Below are 23,594 nucleotides of genomic sequence, written 5' to 3'. Positions count from 1 at the left end.
CAGGAGAAATTGATGCTCAAGCGAACCATGGTGACCCTCGCGACAGCCGTCCTCGGGTTGTCCGCTCTGGCTGCTGCCCCCGCTCAAGCAGCCCCTGTGGCCCAGGCCGATCCGCCCACCGGCTGCGTCACCTGGATCGAGTGGCTCCATGAGGGCCCCAACGTCCACTGGTACGGAGGGGGCAACGTGCAGTGCGACACCGGCACCTACCAGGCCAAGGTGGTCTGCCTCGACGTGCAGTCGGGCATGGGGGGCGTCGTGTACAGCAACTACACCGTCGAGGCGCCCGAGGTGGCCCGCGTCGCCTGCAACCCCGGCAGCGTCGCGCAGAGCGTCCACGTCGTACCTGCGTAGCGGCATCCCGGACCTGCCACTGCCGAAGGGCGGAGCGTCCACGCAAGCCGGCCCTCTGCCTGTGGTATTCGCAAGCCGTGCCGCCAATCACGCGGCAGCGGCCACGAGTTGGGTTCCGGAACCCCGCCGAGCACCCTCTGGGGCCGAGAGAGGGGGCCGGGGAATGAAATCAGAGACGGAACGAAGGCTTGGGCGCGGTGGTCGGGCAATTCGAGACCGACAGTGTGCGGCACGGCAAGACCGCTCTGGCCGCAGAGGGTGTCAGGCCGGCCGCACCCGGTCGGGCCGGCGCGTCCCGCCGGGCCCGTTCGTCCTCGTCCTTGATGAGCCCGGCCGCGCGGGCCGCCGTCTTGATGATGGTCCGCACGGTCCGGGCTGATCAGCGTGCTCTCCTTCGGGCCGAGTGAGATCGACGGCACCGAGCTGGCGTGCCCAGCCCTTGAGCGGAAACCCGTGGGCGCTCTCCACCACAACCAGCGACGACGCCCGGGCCAGGTTCATCGCGAAGTCGAGGCTCTTCGCGTCCGGCACGTACGCGAAAACCGGCCCGGTCCCGCGCCCGACGCGTTCACCCGAGGCACGCGGTGTGGTGATGGTGTGTTCTGCCGCGAAGCGCCGCAGGGCCGGGATCTGCTGTTCCACCCCGCAGGCGTTGAGCACCAGCACACCGGTGGCACCTTGCTCCGCGCACTCCTGCCGGATCCAGTCCACAGCCAGACCCGCTGCGACAGCCCAGTCCCGTTCGGGGTCATCGTCGGGCACCCACGCCGCCCGCAGGATGCTGCTCGTATCCGCCATATGCACGTCCTTCCACCGGTCCGGAGCGGGCTTGCCCACATGGCATGCCCGCGCTGACCACGCTATCGGCGCCCTATGACAACCGGTGCAGAGTGAACTGAACCGCCCCGGTTCCAGTAGAGACTCGATTTCATGAAAGGATCGAGTCATGGCACGACCTTCCCGATACCCGCTTGAGCTCCGCCGTCGTGCGGTGCGCATGGTCGCCGAGGTACGCGACGATCACCCGAACGAGACGGCCGCTCTGCAGGCGGTGACCGAGAAGCTCGGCATCGGCTCCCGCGAGACGCTGCGGAACTGGGTGAAGCAGCACGAGATCGACGCGGGGACGCGTTCAGGGACGACGACGGAGGAATCCGCCCAGCTCAGGGCGTTGAAGAAGGAGAACGCCGAGCTGAAGCGGGCCAACGAGATCCTGAAGGCCGCGGCAAGTTTCTTCGCGGCCGAGCTCGACCGGCCACACACTCGCTCGTAACGTTCATCGACGAGCACCGGGACCGCTTCGGCGGCGTCGAGCCGATCTGCAGGACGCTCACCGAGCACGACTGCAAGATCGCCCCTTCCACGTACTACGCCCACAACAAACGCCTCGAAACTCCCTCAGCCCGTTCCGTGCGCGACGAGGAACTCAAGGAGCGGATCCAGGACGTCCACACGTCCAACTACCGCGTCTACGGCGCGAGGAAGATCTGGCGCGAGCTGAACCGGCAGGGACATGCCGTGGCCCGCTGCACCGTGGAGCGCCTGATGCGCGAGCTCGGCATCCAGGGCGCGGTGCGCGGCAAGCGCGTCATCACCACGCTCCCCGGCGGCCAGGCCGAGCGGGCCCCCGATCTGGTCGACCGCGACTTCGTCGCCGCCGCCCCGAACCGGTGCTGGGCAGCGGACTTCACCCACGTGAAGACCTGGGCCGGTGTCGTCTACGTCGCCTTCGTCGTGGACACCTTGTCCCGCCGGATCGTCGGCTGGTCCGCGGCCACCGTGAAGGAGACGGTCTTCGTGCTGGACGCCCTGGAGATGGCGATCTGGCAACGCGACCGCGACCAACAGCCCGTCAGGCCAGGCGAGTTGATCCATCATTCCGACGCCGGGTCGCAATACACGAGTTTCCGGCTCGCCGAGCATCTGGACGCCGCCGGCATCGCCGCCTTGATCGGATCGGTCGGCGACGCATACGACAATGCCCTGATGGAGAGCGCGATCGGCCTGTTCAAGACCGAGCTGATCAAGCCCCGGCGGCCATGGAAGACGCTGCCCGACGTCGAGCTCGCCACCACCGAATGGGTCGACTGGTACAACCACCGACGACTCCACGGTGAGATAGGCCACATTCCACCCGTCGAATGCGAAGCCAACTACTACACCGAACTCACGAAACCCCAGGTCATCACCACAATCTGAGATCTCTACCGAACCCGGGGGCGGTTCACCCCGCCGCCCGCCGAGTCCTCGACACCGCCGTCCTCAGCGACCAGGTTGTCCAGCCGGGGCCGAGTCGCCGCCGAGAGCCGATCCACGGTGGCCGCGCAGAACCGTTCGTGGAAGGTAGTGACCGCCGAACCGACCAGGCGGGCGATGCGTCCCGGTGTCGGCGGCTCAGCGACCTGCCGGATCTTCGCCTCGGGCCGTACAGCGCGACCGCATCCGCCGTGAACTGCGGCGGACAGTTCATCACGACCACGAGATGTCCGTTCCCAGATCCTCAGGATCCAGTGTCTCGTGTGTCCATGATTCGAGCTCAAGGCCGAGCCCGGTTCTGCCAGCCCTGCCCTACGACCGAGTGCCCAGCAGTACAGGAACGTCGAGCCGGCCGTTGAGCATGAGGGAGGGGAAGTGCTGGAGGGCGGCGTCGGGTACGGCGATACGGATGCCCGGGAATCGTTCGAACAGTGCAGGCAGCGCAGTGGTGGCTTCGAGCCGGGCCAGCGGCGCACCGATGCACACATGAGGTCCGTGACCGAAGCTGGTGTGTCCGCCTTGCGGGCGTCGGGTGATGTCGAGGGTGGACGCCTCAGGACCGTAGCGTTCAGGGTCGCGGCCCATAGCCAGATAGTTGATCAGCAGAGGGTCTCCGCGCCGCACATCCGCGTCGCCGATCCGCACAGTCTGCGTGGCGTAGCGAGCGAAGAAAGAGGCGAGGGGAGCGTCGTAGCGCAGGATTTCCTCGACAGCACCGGCCCACAGTGCCGGGTCTCCCGTCGCACGGCGCAGCTGCTCGGGGTGGGCGAGCAGCGCACGAAGACCATTGACCAAGACGTGCACGGTGGTTTCGTGGCCCGCCCCGATCACCACCAGGAGGGTGCCGATCAACTCCTCGTCGGAGTAGGGCTCGTCGACGCAAGCGGCCAGCAAGCCGCTGACGAGATCGTCCCCGGCCTCCATCCGGCGACGAGTGATCAACTCGGTGATGAGCTCACGGATTCCCCGGACAGCGGCACTCTTCCGCTCGGCGGTCACGGCTTCACTGAAGAAGTCCTCGAACAGCACGCGCAACGTCTCATGCCAGCCCTCTGGGATCCCCAATAATGCGCCAATGACCTTCATCGGAACCTGGAACGCGAAAAGGGTGCGGTAATCTACAATCCCTCCGTCGCTGGCCGCGGATGCCTCGGCAAGTCGGTCCAGTTGCTCCTCGACGATGGCGCTCACCCGGCCGCGCAGAGCCTCCACTCGTGTCGGCGTGAGTGTCCGGGCGAGCGGGGCCCTCAGTCGGCGATGCTCCATGCCGTCCACGGTGATCATGCTACGTGGCGTGTCCACGACGGCACGCAAAGGCCAATCCGCCGGGACCTCTCCACGCTGCCAGGCGTGCCATACAGCGATGTCCTTCACGAAACGAGGGTCGACCAGCAGTGCCCGCCCCAACGCGTCGGACGTCACCAACCAGGCAGCCAAGCCGCCTGGGAGCTCGACAGGGACAAGCGGTCCGAGGCGCCGGAGACGAGCCGCTTGACGGTGCAGATCACCGTCGGAGGGGGCGATCCGGAGAGCGGGGCGGGACAAGGCCAGATCCACGGGCGGTACTCCGTTTACCTAGAGGGGGCGGGAAGGGACAGGCCCCTGCTGTTTCCTCGCACCAGCATGACGGAAATCGCACTCACGACGAAAGTGTCTCGGCTGAACTGCCGAGGCCAGCCTCAAAAGGATCAGTGAACCCTCGGGCGACAGAGCTCGGCACGTCGTGATCTGAGTCCACACGGCATGTCTCGTGCTCAGAGATGGGTGTCAAGGCCCACAGTGCCCAGTGCCCGAAGCTGGTCAGGGCTGCGACGGCCGTGGCGGCACCCGCACGAGACTGTCTCCCGCTCTCCTGGGTATTGGGGCCATGGATGGCTCCGCTCCCGGGAGAGATCAAGGCGCGTTCTCCGATTCTCCGTCGACAGCGGACGACCGACCCCGGCTCATGTCCGGGGTCGGCGACTGCAGAGGTCTCTCCTTACCTGAGTTTTTTCCTTGGAATCGCGCGGCAGACCGAGTGGACCGGTGCTGTCCGCGCCGGTCTGTCAAACGCCGCCACCGGAGACCGCTGTTGCGAGTTCGACGGTGTCATTGATCGTTGTTGCCGTATCCGTCGTCTCCGTGGCCGTAGCCGTAGGCATCTGTGGGGTGGGGGGAGGGGGACGGAGCGGTGCCGTGATTCTTGTTGGTGAGCGTGCAGGTGACCGAGTCGCCTGCGGCAAGGGTGACCTGATCGTCAGCGACCGGAATCTCCTCGCCTTCGGAGTCCTCGCATTCCCAGCCGGTCGGCCGGTAGCCCTCGGGGCCGCCGGTTTCGCCGAGGGTGTAAGAGGCTGCGCAGTTTTGGCGTGGCTGGGAAGGGCGGGGTGGGCTCCAGGTACAGCCCCGCCGTGTTCGGGATCGCGACGCTCTGTCACCGTCACGCCGAGCACCGCGGTCAGCCGGGCGGCGGCCGTCTCCGGCGGCATCCGGGAGGCCGGGCAGTTGTTTCCCGAGGCTGGCGTCGTGGATGAGAGTTGCACCGTAGGGGCCTGGCCAGCCCGTGTGTGGTGGATGGTGGGCTTCGGCTACGTGCTCCACTATGCGGATTTGCTGCTGCGGGGACTCGTGGACGTCACCTGTTGGTGCGTGAGGTTATCGTGCCGATCATGCCTGATGATCTGAGTGTTGACGGCCTGGGGGCTGAGCCCGGCGTGGCGGATGAGCCGGCTGGTGGTGCCATGAATGCGGTGGCCGGTTGGAGGGAGTTCGAGAAGTTCTCGTGGTGGTCGAGCAACTCCGGGCGGAAGAAGGGGGAGTCGTCTCCCAAGCCGTCGTTGACGATGTCGGGGCAGAGTTGATCCAACCCGTGGGCGTAGACGAGCGCACGGATGCCTCCGTCCGCGCAGACCTCGGCGTATGAGCCCAGGATCAGGGCGCATGCGTGGAGTTCGTCCTCGACGGTGAGCATGGCGTTGCGGTCTCCGAGTCGCCCAAGACAGGCACCGCTGACGCGGACGTCGCCACCGACGAACACACGGATGTTGTTGGCGAAGTACAGCAAGGGGGCGTTCAGGCTCCCGGTCACGATCACGAGCCCCGGGGTGTAGTCGCGCGTCCCGAGATCCACGGGGGTGGTGGACGTGAGGTCGCCGTCCACCACGACGAAATACGGGCCGTCGCCGGTCTCGACCGGCTGCGTCGTCGTGCATCCAGAGGGGTAGAGTCGCACCGTCGGCGGTGCGCCCCAGTACTCGAACGCCTCCAGCGCCCAGGATTACTCGCGGCCGGGAAACTGTTCGAGGATCTCCGGGATCGAACTGGCCTGGCCTTCTTCGTCGAGCTGCACGGCTTCCTTCTCCTTCGTGATGTGGCGGGCCTGCGGTGCCGGGCCCATCCGAGCATGGCGCCGTCTCTCCCGTGTGCGTCTCAACCGGCGCCGGTGTCAGTAGAACTACGCAATCGGCCACGGAAACCATCGGAATTACCCCTGCTCATGACCAACGGCCTGGGTCAGATGTTCTACGTTCTGACAGGTCCGGCATCCGGCCTGCCGGGGTCCGTTGTCAGTGCGCTGTCCAGGAGTCCTCACCATGAGCGAAGTCATGAGCCGATCCCTTTTTGCTGCTGTCGCGTCTGATCGTGGAGGTGACCCCGCCGAGGGTGCCGCACTGGTCCGTTCCCTGATCGCCGACGGGGCGGATGTCTCGGCGCGCGATGAGGACGGCGCCACCCCGCTGCACCGGGCGGTGAAGGCCCCGTACAGCGCCGCCGACCCGCTGCCTTTCCTTGAGGTGATACGGGCGCTGCTGGAGTGCGGCGCGGATGTGCACGCCGTCGACAATCGCGGTGCCACCCCCGCCGTGTGGGCCGTGGCCTTGAGTGACTCCGCTCCGGCGGTCTGGGCGGAGCGTTCCGTGGAGGTGCTGGCGCTGCTCGTCGAGCGCGGCGCCCGGCTGGACGGCCCGTGCGGTTTCACCACCGGCGGGTCGTTCGCCCACCACAACGGTGTGGCCGCGCCGCTCTATGCCTTCCTGCTCGACCACGGCGCACCGACCGACGCGGTCGACGATCGCGGAGACACTCCGCTGCACGCGACCGTCGGTTCGGCGCGACCGGGGCTCGTGAAGCTGCTGCTGGAGCGCGGCGCCGACAACGCCGCGGTCGACGGCCTCGGCAAGACCCCGCTCGGGATCGCCCTGCGCCTGCCGGAGTACAGCATGGAGCAGCGGCAGGCACGGTCGGAGATCGTGGCTCTGCTGGAGGCTGCGGGTGCCCCGGCGCATTCGCGGTATCCCGTGGTGGAGGGCGGCCCGCTGCCCGTCGACATGGAGGCGCTGCGGCAAGCGGCCGGGGTGATGCGGGCCGAGCTGGCCGAGGTGTGTGAGGTTGCTGGGATCCCGGACAACAGCGGCTGGCTCACCACGCTGGTGGAGCCGGACTTCGACAGCTACCAGGACTTCGTGGCCGAACTGGGCGACGGCTGCGATCCCGACCATCTGCCGCATCTTCCCGAGCTGTGCGCCAGGGCGCTCGGCCGGACGGGCGCGACGCGCACCCTGGCCGGCGACCAGCGGGTGGACACGCCGCTCTTCCACCACGGCGACCTGGTGGTGAAGGGCGACCTGAAGGTGGTGGCCCCCTTCGTGGTCACCGGCTCGCTGACGGTCGAAGGCGTACTGGCCGACTGCGGCCCGGATTCGGTGGTGGCCATCCGCGGCGGGGTGACGGCCCGAGGGGTGTACACCGACGGCGAGATGTCCGTCGACGGAGACATCGAGGCCGACGTCGTCTACGGCTACTACAACGACAACACGCTCCAGGCGGGCACCATCCGCGCCCGCCTGGTCATCGAGGACGAACACGAGACGATCGCCCCGGTGGTAGCGGATCTCCACTTCGACCCGGACGACTACCAGCAAGGGCACGGCGACGGCGTCCAGGAGCAGCTGCGCGAGCTGCTGGTGGACGAGGTCTTCGCCGTTGAAGAAGGCGAGGACGAGGGCAAGGAGATGATGGACCGGCATCTGCTGTTCGCCCGGCTCCGCGAGGGTCTGCCGGTCTTCCGTACGGCTGCGCAAGCCGAGGCCCACTGAGCGCATGTACCCGTCGGTCTGGCGGCCCGCCCCAGCCGATCGCGCAGCACACCGTGCCTCGCGCTTCCCCCACCGAATCCGCCTTACCGGGCACTTCATCCCACGGAGCAACCACAGATGGCCGATGACGAATCCCAGAGCGGCCCGTCAGTACCCCCCGCCCTCACCACGGTGCACTCACCGGTGGGGTACCGCGTCATCAGCGCCCAGGAGGCGGAGGAGCGGTTCCGGGTCTCCGTCGATGTCGGCTACCCGTACGCCGAGTTCGCCGACGAGCAGGAGATCCGCCTGTACGAGGGCGGTCTGCATGTCGCGGGTCACCTGGAGCCGGAGGGCGACAGCGACTGGGTGCCGTACAACACCGTCGTGGACGGTGACCTGACCGTCGACGGAGACCTGGACTGGTGGGACGGCCTCGAAGGTAACTTCTTCCTGGTCACCGGGGTTCTGCGGGCGCGCAACGTGCTGCTGTCCGGCTGCCCAGACCTGGTCGTGCGCGGGGATCTGGAGGTGACGTGTGGAGTCTGCGTCTCGGACGAGGACGCCGGCGGTTGGCTCACGGTGTGCGGCCGCACTCGCGCCCGGATCATCATCAACATGTCGTACTTCGGCATGACCTTCGCCGAGCAGCCGCAGGCACTGCTCCTCGCCGACCCCTCTAGTACCAACTGCCCCGTCGATTTCGACGACGGGGAACCGGAGGCCGTCCTGCTGCCCGAGCTCTTCGACGATGACGGCGAGGCGGACGCGCAGAAGATCGAGGAAGCCCTGCGCGAGGGGCGGCAGGTGCTGCGGGCGGGGGTGCGGCCGAGTCACCTGGCCACCTTGGAGGAGCTGGACGCCTTGCTGGACCGGGCGGAGCAGGTGACTGAACTCGACCTGTCCGAACGCAAGCTGAGGCACTTCCCCGAGCAGCTCCTCTCTTTCCCCAACCTGCGGGTCCTCTCCCTGGAGGGCAACGCCGAGCTCAAGACAATCGACCCGCGCATCGGCGAGCTGGCCGCCCTCGAAGAACTCCACCTGGCCGGGACGGGGCTGACCGGGCTGCCCAAGTCCATCGGCCGGCTGCGGAACCTGCGGCTGCTGGACATCTCCGACAACGCCTTCACGGCCCTGCCAGAGTCCCTCGGTGACCTGGACCGTCTGGAGGTGTTGCGCGCCGCGCATCTGACGTGCCCGCTCCCCGACGCGCTCGCCCGGCTGCGCACGCTGCGCGAGCTGGACCTGTCCCGCCAGCACCAGGGCCGCTACTACTGCGACACCCTGGTCGACTTCCCCCCGATCGTCACCCGCCTGACCGGACTGAGGACGCTCGACCTGTCGTATGTCTGGCTGTCCTCCGTCCCCGACGAGCTGCTGAACCTGACCGAGCTGGAGGAGCTCGACCTCACCGGCTCCCTGTCCGCCCGGCTGGCGCGGCTGCCCGACCTGGCCCGGCTGCCACGCCTGCGCGTCCTGCGCATGAACGGCAGCGCCCCGGGCTCCAACCAGCCCCCTCCCAGCCGGGACCTGCTCTCCGGCATCTGGGACATCACCACCCTCGAACACCTGGAGATCGACCGCTGGGGCAAGGAAACGTTCGACGGCCGGAAGGCACGCACCGCCTTCCGCGCGCTGCCCGACGACGCGTTCACCCACCTGTCGAACCTGCGCCACATCGACCTGTCGTTCAACGAACTCACCACCCTTCCAGAGTCGTTCTTCGGACTGCGCCGACTCGAGTTCGCGGGCCTGCGGTACACCAAGCTCGACCGGCCCACGCTGGAGCGTCTGCGCGCGATGTTTCCCCGGACCCGGCTCGACCTGCGGGACACCGGCACCAAGGAGGTCGTCCACGACCCGAACTGGCAGGCCGTGCACGCCCTGGTCAGGACCAGCGCCGAGAAACAGGCCGCCCAGGACCACACGGCGGCCGTCACCGCCTTCGAGGAAGCCGTCACGCTCTGCACCCCGGGCACGTGCTACTCCGACTACGACCAGCTCTACGCCCACTACGGCCTGGTCGACGCCCTCGGCCACCTCGCCGACAACGCACCGGACGCCGACCGCCCCGAGGCGACCGCCAAGCTCATCCGGTACGCCGAGCAGACACTCTCCCTGATACCCGGCACGATCTGGCACTTCACCGACGAGGGTGCCTTCCAGGAAGAGGTCAAACGCCGCACCGGCAACGCCCTTGCCTGGCATCTGCTGCACAGCGGCGAACCGGAGCGCGCCCTGGCCGCCGTCGAACAGGCGCTGTCGGTGGCCGACGACCCGGAGTACGACTTCGTCCGCGACACCCAGGTCCGCGTCCTGCTCGCCCTCGGCCGCACCGACGACGCCTACCGGGTGGCCGACCAGGTCCTCACCCGCGACCCCTCCTTCGGTGACCTCACCGATATCGCGGTCCTGCCCGAATTCCAGTCGTGGCGCCAGGCCCAGCGCACCCACCAGGCCCTCGGAGGCGCCCGATGACCCCCGAACCCGCCACGCTCCCCGTCACCCGGCCCCTCGCCGACCTCGACCGGGTGCCCTGGGCCGAACTCCGCCATGCCTATGGCCCGGCGACCGACGTCCCGGCCCAGCTCCGCGACCTGATCGCCCCGGACCAGGACACCCGGGACCAGGCATGGTTCCGCACCGAGTCCAGCCTGTACCACCAGGGCAACATCTACGAGGCGACCCCCCACGCCGTCCCCTTCCTGCTGCACCTGCTCGCGGGCGAGGCGACGCCCGGCCGGAAGAAGCTCCTGTGGTACCTGTCCGCCCTGGTCACAGGTGAGGACGACAGCCAGTGGTTCCCGGACGGGTACGACACCGCCCGGACCGACGGGTGGCCGGTCGAGACCGCCGTGTACGAAGCCGTCGGGGCCGGGGTGCCGGCCGTCGTCGTACCGCTGCTGGACCACGACGACCCCGAGACGGCGGCTCTGGCGGCCATGCTCGCGGCCTGGTTCCCCGCCCACGCCCCGCTCATCCTGCCCGCGCTGCGCCGGCTGTGCGCCCGGCCACTGCCGCGCCTTCAGCGAGCGACCGCGCTCATCGCCCTCGGCCTGCTGGCAGGCGCCGCAGGCGACCGCTCCGACACGCCCCTGCTGGAGCGGACCCTGGCAGACGGCGACGAACCCGACCGCTGGGCGGCGGCTGTGGCCCTGGCACGCATCACCGCGCCCGACATCCCGCCCTCGGCCATCGGTGCCCTGACCGCCGAGCTGGGCGTGATCTGCACGGACCCCGACGAGTACGAGATGACCGCCAGGACGCACTTCGGCGACGCGGGGGAGCTGATCCTGCGGACCCTGGACCGTCTCCCCCAGGGACGCCGGGAGGCCGCCCGGGACTGTCTCGTACGGACGCTGCTGCGGATCGAACAGCAGGACTCCGAGCCTTCGGAAGCGGCGGACTGGGCCACGACTCTGGCCTGTTTCGCCCTTCCCACCGGACAGGTGAGCGATGCCGCGGCGCTGACGCCGTTTCAGCGTGCCGTGCTCCAGGCGCTGCTCGGCGGCGACCGGATCTGGGCGTCGGGGGACCTCGGCCTGCTCCTGTCGGACGAGTACGGGCTCCCCGACACCCCGGACGCACTGGAAGAATGGCTGGACCGTGCATGACCGGGGCGGCCGGGCGTCGGCCGGGGGCCGATTGTCAGTGGCCGCCGCCAACGTCGAAGACACCGACGAGATGACGGCCAGAATTCCCGGCAGCTCTGTGCTGCACTGTCGCGTCGCCAGGCTGCCGGTGCACCGGATGACCGAAGTACGGCGCTGCTGAATCGCTCCGTAGTGCTGGATCGCAGGATTGCTGAACGATCTGCGCGAGTTCGACGTCAAGCCGCAGGAGCCGCAAGGCTGATACGGTACCGCGCTGGTTGACGGGCTGCTGTCCGCCATGGCCACGACTGCGGGCGTCCCGGGCAGTCGCCTCCTGGTCCTTCACGGCACCGCAATGCAGTGGTGCCGTTCGGCCATGGACGGTACCTATGAACAACCCGCCCTCTGATCGGCAGCGGGACGGCCTGACGGTCCCGGTGCCGGTCAGGGCGGCGTTCCGCCCACCGCGCCCCAGCCGTCGAAGAAGTCGGCCAGGGCGCGGCGCTGTTCTTCCTCGCGGGCGATCTGCCGGGCGAGGACGTCGCGGTCGATGTATGGGCCGACGGCGTTGAGGACCAGCTGCTGGAGTTCGGCGCCGGTTCCAGGGCCTCATTTTCCCAACCGCACGGGGCGGGAGGGGGCGAGCCCGTAGCGGTCGGCAAAGGCCGGCCACCTCGGGTTGCCGTGCTTGCCCTGGGCCAGGGGCAGTTCGTCCCGGTCCAGCCGGGGCGCACGTTCGGATGAACCGGAAGGGCAGGCCGTCACCCGGCCCTGCCCTTGCCGAATACCTCACCCATGCTGGTCAAGCGGCATGTTGGTACTCGTGGAGGATGCCGCCGAGTCGTGCTCGTCGTCGTATGTCCAGATGGTCGATCCGGTCCGGATCCTCGATCGGAGCGGGCAGCGGGTGGAGCGGGCGAGCGTTGGCGATTCCCTGGTGCGGCCGGTGCCCGTTGTAGAACGTCTCGAACTCGCGCAGGGCGTGCAGGGCGTGCAGGAGGTGACGCTGGTCCCAAATCAGCGTGCGGTCCAGTAGCTCTCGCCTGCAGGTCTGCACCCACCGCTCCATGACCGAGTGCATCCTCGGCATCCGGACGCCGCTGAGCACCACCTGAAGCGGGCGGCGGCCGCCGCGTACCGCGGCGCGGCACCTGCCGCGCGGTCCGGGCCGGTGATCTCTCAGCAGGCCCGCTGCCAGGAGCAGCCCGCGGGCACCGCCCCTACTTGGTCGTGTGTGTGGGGTAGACCTCAACGTCGGTGTAGGCGCCCTTGATGTCCCCTGCGCCCGCGGGCCATTTCAGGGTCACGGTGTGGGTCTCGTTCGGGGGCGTCACCAGGATGTTGGTCGGGGACGCGAGGCTGTCGCCGGTGTTGTCGATGTCGTAGGCGAGGTTGAAGACAGCGGCGTCACCGGGCTTCAGGGTGGTGATACGCGGCTGGGCGTGGCCGCGCTCGATGGGGTTCGAGGTGTTGTCGGCGTCCTTGATGTCGACGCCCGCGAAGCCCGTCGCCGAGCAGGTGGTCGAACCCCGGTTGATCATGGTGATGTCGATCCTGCCGGAGTCCTCGTCGGGCGCGGCGTCCGTGGCGTCGATGGCCAGGTCCTCCGTCTTGCAGAACGTGACCTTGCCGCTGGTCGTCGTCGCGCCGTTCGCGGCTGCCTCTGCCTTGGTTTCCTCGCCGGAGCCGGACTTCGCGTTGCTGGCCTCCGAGCCGCGGGAGCCCGAGTTGCCCTGCGACTTCGAGCCACCGTCCGAGGACGAAGAAGACGAGGAGTCCTTGGAGGACGAGCCCTTCCCGGAGCCGTCGCTGCCACAGGCGGTGAGCGAGAGGGTGGCGGCGACGCCGATGGCGGCGAGAGCAGTGATGCGGGTGTACTTCACGGTGTTCCCCCAGGAATAGCGCGGCGCATGTGGTCGGAAGTATTTGTATCCCGCACCGAGTCACAGGCGGTCCCCCGCGACGTCTTCGTTCCGTCACAGGCGTATCGACCTCACGATCCGCGAAGGCGTCGCCGTACGGTCACCAGCGTGGCCCGAGTTCGGCCTCTGGCCCCGGTCGTAGCCGTGTATCCACCGGCAACGCGGTCCGGTCCGGCACTCTGTGCCCATGACCGACGTCTTCGAGCACACCCCGCAGGTCTGGAACGCCGCGCAGCTTCGCGATGCACTCAAAGACCTGCCCGATGACGCGCCCATCCACATCGGCGTGGCAGACGACCCCGGCGACTTCGACGGATACCGGGACTTCGTCCTCGTGGACGCTCATCAGGTGGAGAACTGGTGGCCGGCCACCTCCACCACGCCGGAACGTACCGAGACAGCACAGGCACTGACGCTGTTCGCCGACTGGGAACCGGGCGCCTACGACCACCTGGACTGAACCGGAACCCACTGCGGCGCCTCGCCCAGGTAGGGGGCAGGTGGGATTCAGTGGGGTGATGCCGGTACCCGCGTACAGCTCGGGTTCCAGCGACAGGACTTTCCCGGCCCCGCCGTCGCAGTTCGTGAGGAAGCGCCAGTGAACGGCACCGGGGCGCGGCGCCGCACGCGAAGCGAGCTCAGCTGCAGAGGCCGGTCCCTCAATCCGGTGGGTGTCGACGGCAACAGGCCCGTCGCGGCCAGCAGCTCGTGCCACGCACGGCGCGGCGCGTAGGCCGGGGTTCGTGTGGCAGCCGGGCAGAGATGCGGCGAGCAGTCGGCATCCTTGGAAGGAGCAGGGCGTACGAGGGCGCCGGCGCGCGGCTTCAGGAGAGCGAGGTCGGTTTGCGGGGTGGTGGTACGGCGCGGAGGAGTTCCCACAAGGGGCGGGAGCCTGCTGCCCACGTTCCGAGGGTGTGGCGGTCGACGACGTGGAGGCGCTGCTGTTCGGCGAAGGTGACGGCTGGGGCCGTGACGCGGCCGTTGGTGACGATCACCGCGATGCCGGCGCCGTGGACCTGGCGGGCGGTGCCGTTGAGGACCTGGAGGTCCGGGGCGCCGACGGCGGAGCCGGCGAGGCCGTTGCGGCGGTGTTGCACTGGATGACCCAGCGCCGTCCGTAGAGGTCGGTGGCCTTCACGTCGGCGCCCAGGTCGCCGCCGCCCCCGACGCGGAGCGCGTCCTGGCAGCCGTCACGGTGCATCAGCTCCCGTACCGCGTCCTCGAACCGGGCATGGTGCAGGCTGTCCAGCTGCGTCAGCCCGTAGCGCAGGCCCTGTGTACGGACCGCTTCCCACCGTGCCCGCTGCTGCTTCTGGTACAGCCGGACACCACCGCCCAGGACGGCCAGGACACCGATGGCGACCAGGACCCACCAGTGGACCAGCAGCCAGTTGACCACGGCCAGAACCGCGACCACAAGGAGCACGACCAGCCGGTCATTCGCACGCTGCCGCCTGCCGCGCCTGCGGGTGCGCCGCCGCACCGGCCGACGCCTGGTCGCCGCGGGCCGGCGCCTGCGGGGGCTCACCGGCCGGCCTGTGTCACGCCGCTCGCGACCTGCCCCAGGAAGCTCAGGATGCCCTGGCCCACCGGGGTCGGGGCCAGAAGGATCCCGAGCGCCAGGACGATGACGACGGTCATCTTCTCGTCGAAGCGGCTGCAAGCCTCAGTCCCAAGATCATCCCAGGCCGGTCAACCAACGTGACAACGCCTCGCCTACGCATGTACAGACTCGTTCGCCACCTTGAGCCGGGAACCGCAGAGACGTTTCGAGACGTCACAATCGGTACTCGGAAGGGTCATTGAGCCCCTCACCGGAGCGGACACCTTCATCGCGACTCACGCGCATACGGGGATGTGTCACCGTGACTCACCGCACTCGGCACCGTCTGACGACAACCGTCAGCTCCATCACCGCCGCCTTCGCACTCACCCTCCCGCTCGCGGGCAGTGCGGCCTTCGCGTCACCTTCCGCCGCCGCCCGCCCCGCCGGGGGCCGGCCGGACACCGCCGCCGCACCCGCCTCGGCACCTGCCCTGCCGGCTGGCGTACCGGACAGCGGGAAGCTGCCGTACTACGAAGACAAGCTCATGAAAGAGCTTCTGATGATCCGGCTCGCCATGGAGAAGGGGCAGCCGGGCAGGGCGTTCAGCGAGTGGTCCAACGTGGCCTTCGCCCTCGTCGACCCGACGGGTCTGAGCGAGAAGCAGTTGGACGTCATCGTCGGCAACCCGCCCCAGGGTAGCGGCCCGCTGGTTGTCTACCGAAAGGTCGACCTCTTCGAGTTCCGCGACTACCTGCCCGAGGGCGCGTACCAGCGCGTGCGCGATGCGGGCCTCGACCACCTGCTGATGGTCGGCGGGATGAGCTTTCCCAAGCGCCAGAACTCCGACGAGACCAACGACCCCGGCAGCCACTCCGAGACCCTCGTACTGCGCGCCCTGGAACGCCTGAACGCCGACCCGGGCTACGGCGGCGCCTCCTTCGACGAGCTCACCTGGGCCTCGGAGCGGGCCTTCTGCCAGCAGTGCCGCCAACTCGTCGACGGCGGCGCCCGCCGCTTCTACTCCTATGACTACGACCTCACCGATGCCGAGGTCTCCGAGCGCAACCAGAAGATCGCCGTGGCGATGAAGAAACACACCACGGACGAGGCCCGGGAACGGGCGGTGAAGGCGATCAGCGCCAAGTACAAGAAGATCGCCTCGAAGCGCAACGAGGAAACCCGCCTGCAACTGGGCAAGGACGTCCCCAAGGCTAGGAAGGAGTACGGAGAGGAGCAGCAGCGCGAGAAGGAGTACGAGGAGGCGACCAAGGACACCATGAAGGTCCCGGGCACCCCGTGCACCGGTACTACGGTCAACAACGCATCGATTCACGAGAGTTCACCTGTCACTCTGACGAATCCCGCGGTCTTCACCCGTTTCGACGCACTGCCCTCCCAGCCCTGCGATGAGGACGAGGCGACGTCCGCACCGCGCAGCAGCGGCCTGACGAGGGCCCTCGCCGACCCGGCCTCCGCACCGGGTGGCATCGACTTCACCACCCTGGAGCTGCGCTACCTCTCCGACTCCGGCAAGGGACTGCAGTACGCCTTCAGTGCGGGCCCCGGCGGGCCCGGCGACGAGAAGAACTCGGCAGCAGGCGTGAAGGCCGCCAAGGAGAGCTCGGACGCATTCTTCGTCTGGCTGTCCATGCCGCGCTCCACGTTCTGGGTGAACCTCAACCCAACCGAGCCGGACCGTATCGTCGACGCGGACCTGGGCCGCACCGACGTGGGCCGCATCCTGCTCCAGGCCGACCTTCAGCTGAAGAAGACGACGGCCGCCCTGATACACCCGAAGACCGAGCTGGGCAAGAAGTTCTGGAACCGGATCGACGGCAAGTGCATGTCGTTCCGCACCTGGATCGTTCCCGGTCAGGCACGCGTCAACGAGCAGGACGACCAGCTCTACATCCTCGACGCGCCGCTGAAGGTGAAAATGGAGTCGCAGCACCTCTCCGGGCAGGGCAGCGGGGGTGCCGCCTCCTGCAAGGACCGTAGCTCCCCCGGGTCCGAGGAGCGCAACGAGAACACGTTCCGGGACCTGATCCTGCCCGGCATCGAGCGGGCTGTGAACCACGCATCGCAGTACGCCGCCCTGCGCCGCGTCTATCTCTCCAGGGTCGCCGCAGAGTGGTACCGCGAGCGCGCCCCCCAGGGCCCGTCCACGTACGGCGACCTCATCGACCGAGGCGACGTGAGCCGTTGGAAATCGCGGACCAAGTGGAAGCCGCGCGACACCTTCGACGCCTACGTGCACTCGTACAAGCACGGTGAGTTCAAGGTCACCGAACGTTCCCGCAAGGGCAACTACATCTACACGCACACCTACATCTACGGTGGCGTCGACCTCTCTCGGCTCCAACTGCAGAAGGTCTCCTCCACCGAAGCCTTCCGCGACCGCTGGGCCGGCATGCGGCAGGACACCGCCCGGTCCGCTCGTACGGCACGCCCCGCCGCCAACGGCAGGCAGATCTGGATGGGCGGCGACAACTCGTTCGCCAGCAAGGGCAGTTCCGGAGGCAAGGGCGACAAGGGCTCGGGCAACGGCTACGCCGGCGGGGGCAGCGACAAGGGCCGGAGCTCCGCGCAGTCCGCCAGGGATTCGTCCGACATCCTCGGAGGCCGGCTGGTGCCGCTGCTGGTGGGCGGTTCCGGGCTGTTGTTTGTCGCGATTCTCGTCCGCAGGCGGGCAGGACGGGTACGGCCGGGGTCGACGCCTGGCAGGTGAGGAGAGGGCGTGCCCCGGTCGGGGCACGCCCTCATGCAGCTGTGACTGACCCGCACTCTGTCTAGTGTTCCGCGTTTCCCGCCCCGACACCGCCGAGCCGAGGATGACAACCGACGCGGGTCCGGACGGCATCGTAGGCCGTCGGTCGTCCAGGAACGCGAGTACACCCCGCCGAGATGAGCGCCCTGGAACAGAAAGGGAGGCCGCCCGGGGTGGTCAGGGGCGGTTATGGAAGTCCGCGCACGGCAGGGAGGGTTTCGAGGCGCTTCCGCGCACGGCTGAGGAACGCGCTGTCGACGGCGTCGCCGAGCTCGACGACCTGGCTGAGGCAGATGCGGGCTTCGTCGCTGTCTCCCCGTTCGGTCAGGGCCTCGCCCAATCCCACGAGTGCGCTTTCCCTGTCCCGGGCGGCCCTGAGCGGGCCGGTCGGGGTGCGGCAGCCGGACCGGTGAACAGTTCGTCGTCACCCAACCCGGGGCGCGATCCTCCTGAGCGGGCGGCAGGCCCGCCCGTCGGTGGATCCGGCGGGCCTCGTCGGCGCGGCTGGCAGGCCGCGGCTCCGGCCGGCGTCGTTGTGATGCGATCACACACGCCCCGCACACGAATCGGAATGCGGGAGGCGTTGTGCCGCGGACAGAGTCAGCGAGCTTTCGGATCGACCAGCGCGTGAAGGGCTTGCCAGGCTTGGTCAGGCGGGTGGTGGCCATCTCGATGACGAACTCCTCCTCGTCAACCGTGCGCAGGCGGAGACAGCCTCCCGCCCACCGAGGGTCCAGGCGGTAGCCGGCCCGATCGTCGAAGCGGTGGATCACGTCGCGGACAGTGTCCTCGTCCGCCTGGACGAGCCCGGCGATCACCGGGACGGTGTTCCCGCCCCCCAGGCCGGCAGCACCATCGCCCTGCGGATCCGCACCGTGCTGTTGCCTCGCCGCACGATCCGCCGCCGATGCTACCCCTTTCCGGTCGGTCAGCCCGCGAACCCTGGCTGGCTCCGGCGACCCGCCTCCCACACCGATCGGACGGTCATCGGCCCTGCGCGAATGAGTCCGGCCGCGCAGCCGCCCCGCGCGGGACCATGGCGACGAGGTGTACGACCGCGTGGCGGGCGGCGTGCGGGACGCTCGGCCGGATCCGCCGTGGTCCGGCAACCCCACCGAAAGGATGAGACGGTTCCCGTCCACCGGACAGGAACCGGCCATCCGGCGGATGCCCGGCGGTCGGCGCCCCGCCGAGGGTGGGGCCATGGACAACGAAAGCTCCCTGCCCACCTCCGGTGCCCGCCCCGTCGGACGCCCTCGCCACCGGCGCCGCCGTCTGGTGCCCGCGAGTACGGGCGCGCTCGGCGCGGCCCTGCTCATGGTCATGTCCGGAACGCTTCCGGGGCATCCGGCGCACGCCGCGCCGCTCGGACAGGTCATCCGGGCGGACACGAACCGGGACGGCCGGGTCACCGCCGACGACGACCCCGGCAAGGACATGTGGACCCGCGGCCGGGGTGCGCTGATGCTGCCCAACGTGGACGACGACCAGCGGCGCTGCCCCACCGCAGGCCCCGCTGGCGCGCGGTTGCCCGATGACCGCCTCGCGGCCTGCAACGACGCCGCGAACTCCGTCATCGACGGCGCGGCCGACCTGGCCGACCTCGCCCCCGTGCGCATCACCGCCGACCCCCGCGCCGAGGCCGGGACCACCGCCACCGTCACCGCCGACCCGGCCTCCCGGGACCATGTCCGGATCTTCGCCGAGCGCCGTGGTCGTATGGTCCTGCTGGAGCCCGGCGACCGGCTGAGCACCGGCGAGCTGCGCCACGGCGTCGCGCTGGGCGTCGAGGCACGGGACTTCGTACGCGACCCCGAGCAGTGGGCGGGCTTCACCGACCTCGTCCTGAAGGTCGATCGCGGTGGCACCACCACCGAGGACCGAGTACGGCTCCGAGTCGCGCCGTTGGTGTTCGAGCACGACCTGATGCCGATACGAAGCTTGATGACGGCCGACCACACCACCGGGCCGGCCGAGGTGGAGCGCGGCAAGCGCTACGACCCCGCCGTACAGCCACGGCCCGTACAACCCGGAGAGGCCGCGTTCCGCCGCGACCTGCGACGCGGCCTCGACCGGGCCGGGCTGCCCGCCCCGCTGTACAACTACCCCACGGGCGGCGACGTCTGGATGCAGGACCTGTTCAAAACCGCATACGCCTCCATCCCCGCTCGCGGGGGCCGGGAGCACCGCGTCACTGTCGTCGTGCGTTCCGCGGACGTGATGCCGGGTACGGCCACACGCGAGTTCCCCCTGAGGGATGCTTCACGGAGCGCCTTCCCACTGCTGCGCGGCCCCGGTACGGGAGTGCTCCAGCAGTACGACCCCCGGCGGGTCGGCAGCGACGACAGCCAGTACTACGGTTCCTTCAGCTCCACCGGAAATTTCGGAACCCTCCCGCCGTACACCTGGCGTGGCCGCCACTACCCGGTCGGGCGGGTCATCTACGGCGGGACCGGGGGCCAGGAATCCCCCGACCCGTCCTTCACCCGGATGCTCGCCGCGCAGGGTTATCAGCGGCCCCTGGCAGTGGACACCAGCTGGCTGGGGGTCGGCCACATCGACGAGTTCCTGTCCTTCGTCCCGGCCCGGAACGCCCGGGGCTGGGTGGCGGTCGTCGCCGACCCCGTCCTCGGCCGGAGCCTGCTGAGCGACCTCGCGAAGCACGGAGGGGGCGGTCGGGCGCTGGCACGCGGGATCGCCGCGAAGGACACCGAGGACCCCGGTCTCACGGTCGCCGACGCGCTGCGCAAACCGTCCCTGATCCGTGGCACCGAGATCGCCGCGCGGGGCATCGACACCGCCCTGCGCGCCCTGCGCGATCAGGCCGGTCTGACGGATCGTGACATCGTGCGTGTCCCGGCCCTCTTCAACAGACTTGATGTGCCTGCCGGGTATCCGCGCCAGGACCTGGTCGCCAACTACCTGCCCGGCGCGGCCAACGGCGTCAGCACCGGCACCGGGGTCTATCTGGCGCCGCGCCAGCACACCCCGGAGGCGGGCGGCCGGGACACCTTCGAGCAGGCTGCCGAGAAGGCGCTGAGCCGGACCGGCACCCGCATCTCCTGGGTGGAGGACTGGGCCTACGCGCACCACCGGGGCACCGTCGGCGGCGAGGTGCACTGCGCGACCAACGCGCTGCGGAGTCTCTCCGGAACCCGGCCGTGGTGGACCGAGCGGGACTGAACCGGGCCGTAGCGGACCGAGCGGGACCGGCACAGGTCCCGGGCCGCCACCCGGACTCGCTGCTCCGTCTCATAGGGTCGATACTCATGAGCGACCGGTACCTGCCCCAACTGCGCGTGCTCGGCGGGCTTCTGCTCCTCGGTGTGGCCGCTGCCGCCTGGACAACCGGGCCTGCCACGGGCGTCTCGATCGTCGCCGTGGGACTGCTGACGACCGGTGCGGCGATGGCGGCGGCGACCCGTCTGCCCCGGCGCCGGTCGGCCCGTCGATGGTTGGGGCCCGCCGCCGCCGTCGGCTCCGGGGCGGTGACGGCGTGCTACCGAGGGCCGGTCGTCAAGGCCACGGGCTGGTGGTGGGTGCTGGAGACACTCGCGCTGCTCGTGCTCCTGGTGCCGACGGTGCGTCGGATGAGCGGAACGGCCAGGGCGATCGCCCACACCGCCGTGCAGGGTGGGGCAATCGCGGCGCTGCCCCTGCGTATCGGCCCGCATCTGACCCCGCCCTCGGGGCCGGCGGAGACCGGGGTGCTGTGCCTGCTCTGGTCGCTGCTGGCGGCGGGTGCCGTCGCGTTGGGCGGCTATCTGCGCGTCCAGGACTCCAGGAGACGCCGGGCGCTCGCGGAGCAGCGTCGTGACCAGTGTCTCGAAGTCGCCCGTGATCTGCACGATTTCGCGGCGCACGACGTCATGGGAGTGGTGGTGCTCGTCCAAGCGGCCCGGCTCCTGGCACGGCAGGACCCTGCGCGGGCCGTGGAGTTGTTGCCGCGGATCGAGGAAGCGAGTCTGCAGGCGCTGGCCGCGATGGACCGTACGGTATGGACGCTCAACACAGACGGGGGCCAGGACGAAGGCCGGATCCGGGATGCGGCGGTGCCGAGCGGCGTCCCCGCCCCGCCTGCCGGGCGGCCCCCCGGCGCGGAGGGCTCCGACCGATCCCGGGATCGGCGGCATGACCTGGGTGAACTGCCCGAGTTGGCAGCCCGGTTCACCCGCACCGGCACCGTTCCGGCCCGTCTCGACGTGACCAGCGACGCGCTGGACGGGTTGCCCGGGGAGGTCAGCGCGACCGGCTACCGGATCGTGGTGGAATCCCTCACCAACATCCGCCGGCACGCGTCCGCCGCCACGGTCGTCGACATCACCGCCCGGCGGGTGCCGTTCCGGGTCGGCACGGCTCTCCGTATCACCGTCACGGACACGACCGAGGCCGGAGCCGCCCGACGGGCTTCCCTCCCTCCGGATCGCGCGCGGGGCGGCCTCGGACTGTCCGGGCTCACTGAGCGGGCCGAAGCCCTCGGCGGCTCGCTGACGGCGGGGCCGCACGGGGCCGCGGGCTGGCGGGTCACAGCCACTCTTCCGCTGCCCGCCGGTACTCAACCGGCGGCGTACCCGCACACGCGAACGAGCCCCCGCTCGTAGCGTGCCCCCCGAGGAGACCGTCGTATGACCACCTCCGGCACCATCCGGATTCTGCTGGCGGACGATCAGGAAGCCATCCGCGCCGGCTTCCGCCTCGTCCTCGATGCCCAACCCGACATGCGGGTGATCGCCGAGGCTGCGGACGGCGTCACCGCGCTCCATGCCGCCCAGCGCCTGCGTCCCGACGTGCTGCTGGCGGACATCCGGATGCCGGGCCTGGACGGCCTCGAACTGACCCGGCGGCTCGCAGGCCCCGAGGCGGACCCGCCCGTCAGGGTCGTCGTGGTCACCACCTTCGACCTCGACGCGTACGTACACGCCGCGCTCCGAGGCGGAGCCTCGGGCTTCCTGCTGAAACGCTCCGGACCGACGCTTCTGGTCGAGGCGGTGCGTGCGGCGATGTCCGGCGACGCGCTCATCAGCCCGCAGATCACCGCACGCATGCTGCACCGGCTCGTCCCGCCGGTCGACCGGGACGGGAACCCGCCCGTCGAGCCGCTGACCCCGCGTGAGGAGGAGGTCGCGGTGCTGGTCGCCGGGGGCCTGTCGAACGTGGACATCGGCGAGGAGCTGTTCATCTCACTCGCCACCGTCAAGTCCCACGTGGCCAACCTCCAGCGCAAGCTGGTCGTGCGCAATCGGGTCGGCATCGCGGCCTGGGCGTGGCAGTCCGGCCTGGCCTCGGCCGATCAAGTCTGAGGGCGGATCCCCCGGCGGCCGACGTACCGCCCGCCGCCCGCCGCCCGCCGCCCGCCGTGAGAGAACCGGCACACCGCGCTGGGAAGTGAAATGCCGGCGTCCCGGGCAGTCACGTTCGCCGGGTCTTCCGTGCAGTTGAGGGCCGGTCTTCATCGTGGCGCCGCTCACCGTGACGCGCCACGGCGTCGTTGTTGGCGCAGCGCACGGAGCAGTAAACGCGTCGGCCATCGCGGGAGGTGTCGACGAATGCCAGACCGCAGTCGTGGCGCGCACCGCCCCAGCCGTTCAGCGCCGGCGGAACACACGACGTAGGCGAGTCCGGCTGCGGTGACGGCGCGGATATGAGCGGCTGCGTCGGCGCCGGTGGCGCTGTAGTGCAGGTGGGGCCAGCCATCGTGCAGGGAGATCCGGGGACTGCTGGAGGCGTCAGCGAGGAGTGTGTTGACTGCTCGGCACCGTTCTTCGAGTTCCTGCCGACCGAAGCACGCGGCCAGGCGTCGGCTCCAGGTCCAGATCGTCTCGGCCTGCGCAGCGGTGAGCGTGCGGTACACCACGCCGTGCGTGGCGAGCAGTGGTTCCAGGTGCTCGGGTCGTGGTGGCGCGGTCAGGTCGCAGGACGGCGACCTCGTCCAGGCCGGGGGGGCTGGTCGGGGGTCGGACCTTGACCCAAGGCCGGGTAGTTAGCGTTTTTGCTGGTCACGCAAGGAGCGTTGACGGGGTCTCGACGTGAAGCAATGGAGCTCGTTGGTACAGGCAGTCGTCCAAGACAGCTTGTCCCGCAAGGAGCTCCGTTGCCTGTTCA

Annotated in this window: 18 protein-coding genes and 2 pseudogenes; 10 read left to right on the top strand and 10 right to left on the bottom strand. The window is 69.5% G+C overall.

Going from position 1 to position 23,594, the window contains the following annotated elements:
• A partial coding sequence (locus ABZ622_RS39010; protein ID WP_360551657.1) for a hypothetical protein occupies positions 1–354 on the top strand: 354 nt, incomplete at its 5' end.
• Positions 355–615: 261 nt separating this feature from the next.
• On the opposite strand, the gene ABZ622_RS39005 is transcribed toward ABZ622_RS39010, so the two are convergent.
• Positions 616–1,152 (bottom strand): hypothetical protein, encoded by a 537-nt coding sequence (locus tag ABZ622_RS39005; protein ID WP_360551655.1) that lies wholly within the window; start codon positions 1,150–1,152, stop codon positions 616–618.
• A gap of 148 nt (positions 1,153–1,300) precedes the next feature.
• On the opposite strand from ABZ622_RS39005, the gene ABZ622_RS39000 reads away from it, so the two are divergent.
• Positions 1,301–2,553, top strand: a protein-coding gene (locus ABZ622_RS39000; protein WP_360551653.1) for an IS3 family transposase whose coding sequence is annotated in 2 segments (ribosomal slippage) — positions 1,301–1,583 and positions 1,583–2,553 — 1,254 coding nt in all. Because the reading frame shifts where the segments join, the coding sequence is not laid out codon by codon here.
• Positions 2,554–2,922: 369 nt separating this feature from the next.
• Here ABZ622_RS39000 and ABZ622_RS38995 read toward each other — a convergent pair.
• From ABZ622_RS38995 to ABZ622_RS38985, 3 genes are all read right to left on the bottom strand, one after another.
• Positions 2,923–3,894, bottom strand: a complete 972-nt coding sequence (locus ABZ622_RS38995) for a cytochrome P450 (RefSeq protein WP_360551651.1) — start codon at positions 3,892–3,894, stop codon at positions 2,923–2,925.
• Between the two features lie 804 nt (positions 3,895–4,698).
• Positions 4,699–5,190 (bottom strand): hypothetical protein, encoded by a 492-nt coding sequence (locus tag ABZ622_RS38990; RefSeq protein ID WP_360551649.1) that lies wholly within the window; start codon positions 5,188–5,190, stop codon positions 4,699–4,701.
• Between the two features lie 34 nt (positions 5,191–5,224).
• Positions 5,225–5,821, bottom strand: coding sequence for a hypothetical protein (locus ABZ622_RS38985; protein ID WP_360551647.1), 597 nt, complete (start codon positions 5,819–5,821; stop codon positions 5,225–5,227).
• 361 nt (positions 5,822–6,182) lie between these two features.
• On the opposite strand from ABZ622_RS38985, the gene ABZ622_RS38980 reads away from it, so the two are divergent.
• The 3 genes from ABZ622_RS38980 to ABZ622_RS38970 all read left to right on the top strand — a co-directional run bounded on the left by ABZ622_RS38980 (position 6,183) and on the right by ABZ622_RS38970 (position 11,278).
• Positions 6,183–7,685 (top strand): hypothetical protein, encoded by a 1,503-nt coding sequence (locus tag ABZ622_RS38980; protein ID WP_360551645.1) that lies wholly within the window; start codon positions 6,183–6,185, stop codon positions 7,683–7,685.
• 117 nt (positions 7,686–7,802) lie between these two features.
• On the top strand, positions 7,803–10,142 hold the full coding sequence (locus tag ABZ622_RS38975) for a hypothetical protein (RefSeq protein WP_360551643.1): 2,340 nt from the start codon (positions 7,803–7,805) through the stop codon (positions 10,140–10,142).
• Positions 10,139–11,278, top strand: a complete 1,140-nt coding sequence (locus ABZ622_RS38970) for a hypothetical protein (RefSeq protein WP_360551641.1) — start codon at positions 10,139–10,141, stop codon at positions 11,276–11,278. The genes ABZ622_RS38975 and ABZ622_RS38970 overlap by 4 nt, the downstream gene beginning before the upstream one ends.
• A gap of 781 nt (positions 11,279–12,059) precedes the next feature.
• Here ABZ622_RS38970 and ABZ622_RS38965 read toward each other — a convergent pair.
• Positions 12,060–12,365 (bottom strand): integrase core domain-containing protein, encoded by a 306-nt coding sequence (locus ABZ622_RS38965; protein WP_360551639.1) that lies wholly within the window; start codon positions 12,363–12,365, stop codon positions 12,060–12,062.
• Between the two features lie 112 nt (positions 12,366–12,477).
• Positions 12,478–13,140, bottom strand: coding sequence for a DUF4232 domain-containing protein (locus ABZ622_RS38960; protein WP_360551637.1), 663 nt, complete (start codon positions 13,138–13,140; stop codon positions 12,478–12,480).
• Between the two features lie 226 nt (positions 13,141–13,366).
• On the opposite strand from ABZ622_RS38960, the gene ABZ622_RS38955 reads away from it, so the two are divergent.
• The gene (locus ABZ622_RS38955; RefSeq protein WP_360551635.1) at positions 13,367–13,639 is read left to right on the top strand and encodes a DUF6225 family protein; all 273 of its coding nucleotides are present in this window, start codon (positions 13,367–13,369) and stop codon (positions 13,637–13,639) included.
• Positions 13,640–14,003: 364 nt separating this feature from the next.
• Here ABZ622_RS38955 and ABZ622_RS38950 read toward each other — a convergent pair.
• Positions 14,004–14,662 (bottom strand): annotated as a pseudogene (locus tag ABZ622_RS38950) (restriction endonuclease).
• Positions 14,663–15,044: 382 nt separating this feature from the next.
• Here ABZ622_RS38950 and ABZ622_RS38945 point away from each other — a divergent pair.
• Positions 15,045–17,453, top strand: coding sequence for a hypothetical protein (locus ABZ622_RS38945; protein WP_360551633.1), 2,409 nt, complete (start codon positions 15,045–15,047; stop codon positions 17,451–17,453).
• Positions 17,454–17,679: 226 nt separating this feature from the next.
• Here the strand turns inward: ABZ622_RS38945 and ABZ622_RS38940 are convergent, their stop codons facing one another.
• Positions 17,680–17,838: a hypothetical protein gene (locus ABZ622_RS38940; protein WP_360551659.1), complete on the bottom strand. Its 159-nt coding sequence runs from the start codon at positions 17,836–17,838 to the stop codon at positions 17,680–17,682.
• Between the two features lie 244 nt (positions 17,839–18,082).
• A pseudogene (locus ABZ622_RS38935) lies at positions 18,083–18,463 on the bottom strand (IS630 family transposase); the annotation flags it as partial.
• A 232-nt stretch (positions 18,464–18,695) separates the two neighbouring features.
• Here ABZ622_RS38935 and ABZ622_RS38930 point away from each other — a divergent pair.
• The 3 genes from ABZ622_RS38930 (at position 18,696) to ABZ622_RS38920 (ending at position 22,792) form a co-directional block, all read left to right on the top strand.
• Positions 18,696–20,675, top strand: a complete 1,980-nt coding sequence (locus ABZ622_RS38930) for a protein-arginine deiminase family protein (RefSeq protein WP_360551631.1) — start codon at positions 18,696–18,698, stop codon at positions 20,673–20,675.
• An 86-nt stretch (positions 20,676–20,761) separates the two neighbouring features.
• The gene (locus ABZ622_RS38925) at positions 20,762–22,093 is read left to right on the top strand and encodes a histidine kinase (RefSeq protein ID WP_360551629.1); all 1,332 of its coding nucleotides are present in this window, start codon (positions 20,762–20,764) and stop codon (positions 22,091–22,093) included.
• Between the two features lie 24 nt (positions 22,094–22,117).
• On the top strand, positions 22,118–22,792 hold the full coding sequence (locus tag ABZ622_RS38920) for a response regulator transcription factor (RefSeq protein WP_360551627.1): 675 nt from the start codon (positions 22,118–22,120) through the stop codon (positions 22,790–22,792).
• A gap of 109 nt (positions 22,793–22,901) precedes the next feature.
• Here ABZ622_RS38920 and ABZ622_RS38915 read toward each other — a convergent pair whose 3' ends face one another.
• Positions 22,902–23,186 carry a CGNR zinc finger domain-containing protein gene (locus ABZ622_RS38915; protein ID WP_360551625.1) on the bottom strand — a complete coding sequence of 95 codons (285 nt, stop codon included), beginning with the start codon at positions 23,184–23,186 and terminating at the stop codon, positions 22,902–22,904.
• Positions 23,187–23,594 lie beyond the last annotated feature (408 nt).

It is taken from the genome of Streptomyces sp. NPDC007164, assembly GCF_040634135.1.
GTDB classification, from domain to species: domain Bacteria; phylum Actinomycetota; class Actinomycetes; order Streptomycetales; family Streptomycetaceae; genus Streptomyces; species Streptomyces sanglieri.
The sequence above is the reverse complement of the archived record's forward strand: the minus strand, read 5'-3'. Positions and strand labels throughout refer to the sequence as shown.

Excerpts from the sequence above, each read along its gene's own strand:
- ABZ622_RS38930 (WP_360551631.1), top strand. The coding sequence starts at position 18,696 with ATGGACAACGAAAGCTCCCTGCCCACCTCCGGTGCCCGCCCCGTCGGA.
- ABZ622_RS38975 (WP_360551643.1), top strand. The coding sequence starts at position 7,803 with ATGGCCGATGACGAATCCCAGAGCGGCCCGTCAGTACCCCCCGCCCTC.
- ABZ622_RS39005 (WP_360551655.1), bottom strand. The coding sequence starts at position 1,152 with ATGGCGGATACGAGCAGCATCCTGCGGGCGGCGTGGGTGCCCGACGAT.
- ABZ622_RS38920 (WP_360551627.1), top strand. The coding sequence starts at position 22,118 with ATGACCACCTCCGGCACCATCCGGATTCTGCTGGCGGACGATCAGGAA.
- ABZ622_RS38980 (WP_360551645.1), top strand. The coding sequence starts at position 6,183 with ATGAGCGAAGTCATGAGCCGATCCCTTTTTGCTGCTGTCGCGTCTGAT.
- ABZ622_RS38955 (WP_360551635.1), top strand. The coding sequence starts at position 13,367 with ATGACCGACGTCTTCGAGCACACCCCGCAGGTCTGGAACGCCGCGCAG.
- ABZ622_RS38925 (WP_360551629.1), top strand. The coding sequence starts at position 20,762 with ATGAGCGACCGGTACCTGCCCCAACTGCGCGTGCTCGGCGGGCTTCTG.
- ABZ622_RS38995 (WP_360551651.1), bottom strand. The coding sequence starts at position 3,894 with ATGATCACCGTGGACGGCATGGAGCATCGCCGACTGAGGGCCCCGCTC.
- ABZ622_RS38970 (WP_360551641.1), top strand. The coding sequence starts at position 10,139 with ATGACCCCCGAACCCGCCACGCTCCCCGTCACCCGGCCCCTCGCCGAC.
- ABZ622_RS38915 (WP_360551625.1), bottom strand. The coding sequence starts at position 23,186 with ATGGCTGGCCCCACCTGCACTACAGCGCCACCGGCGCCGACGCAGCCG.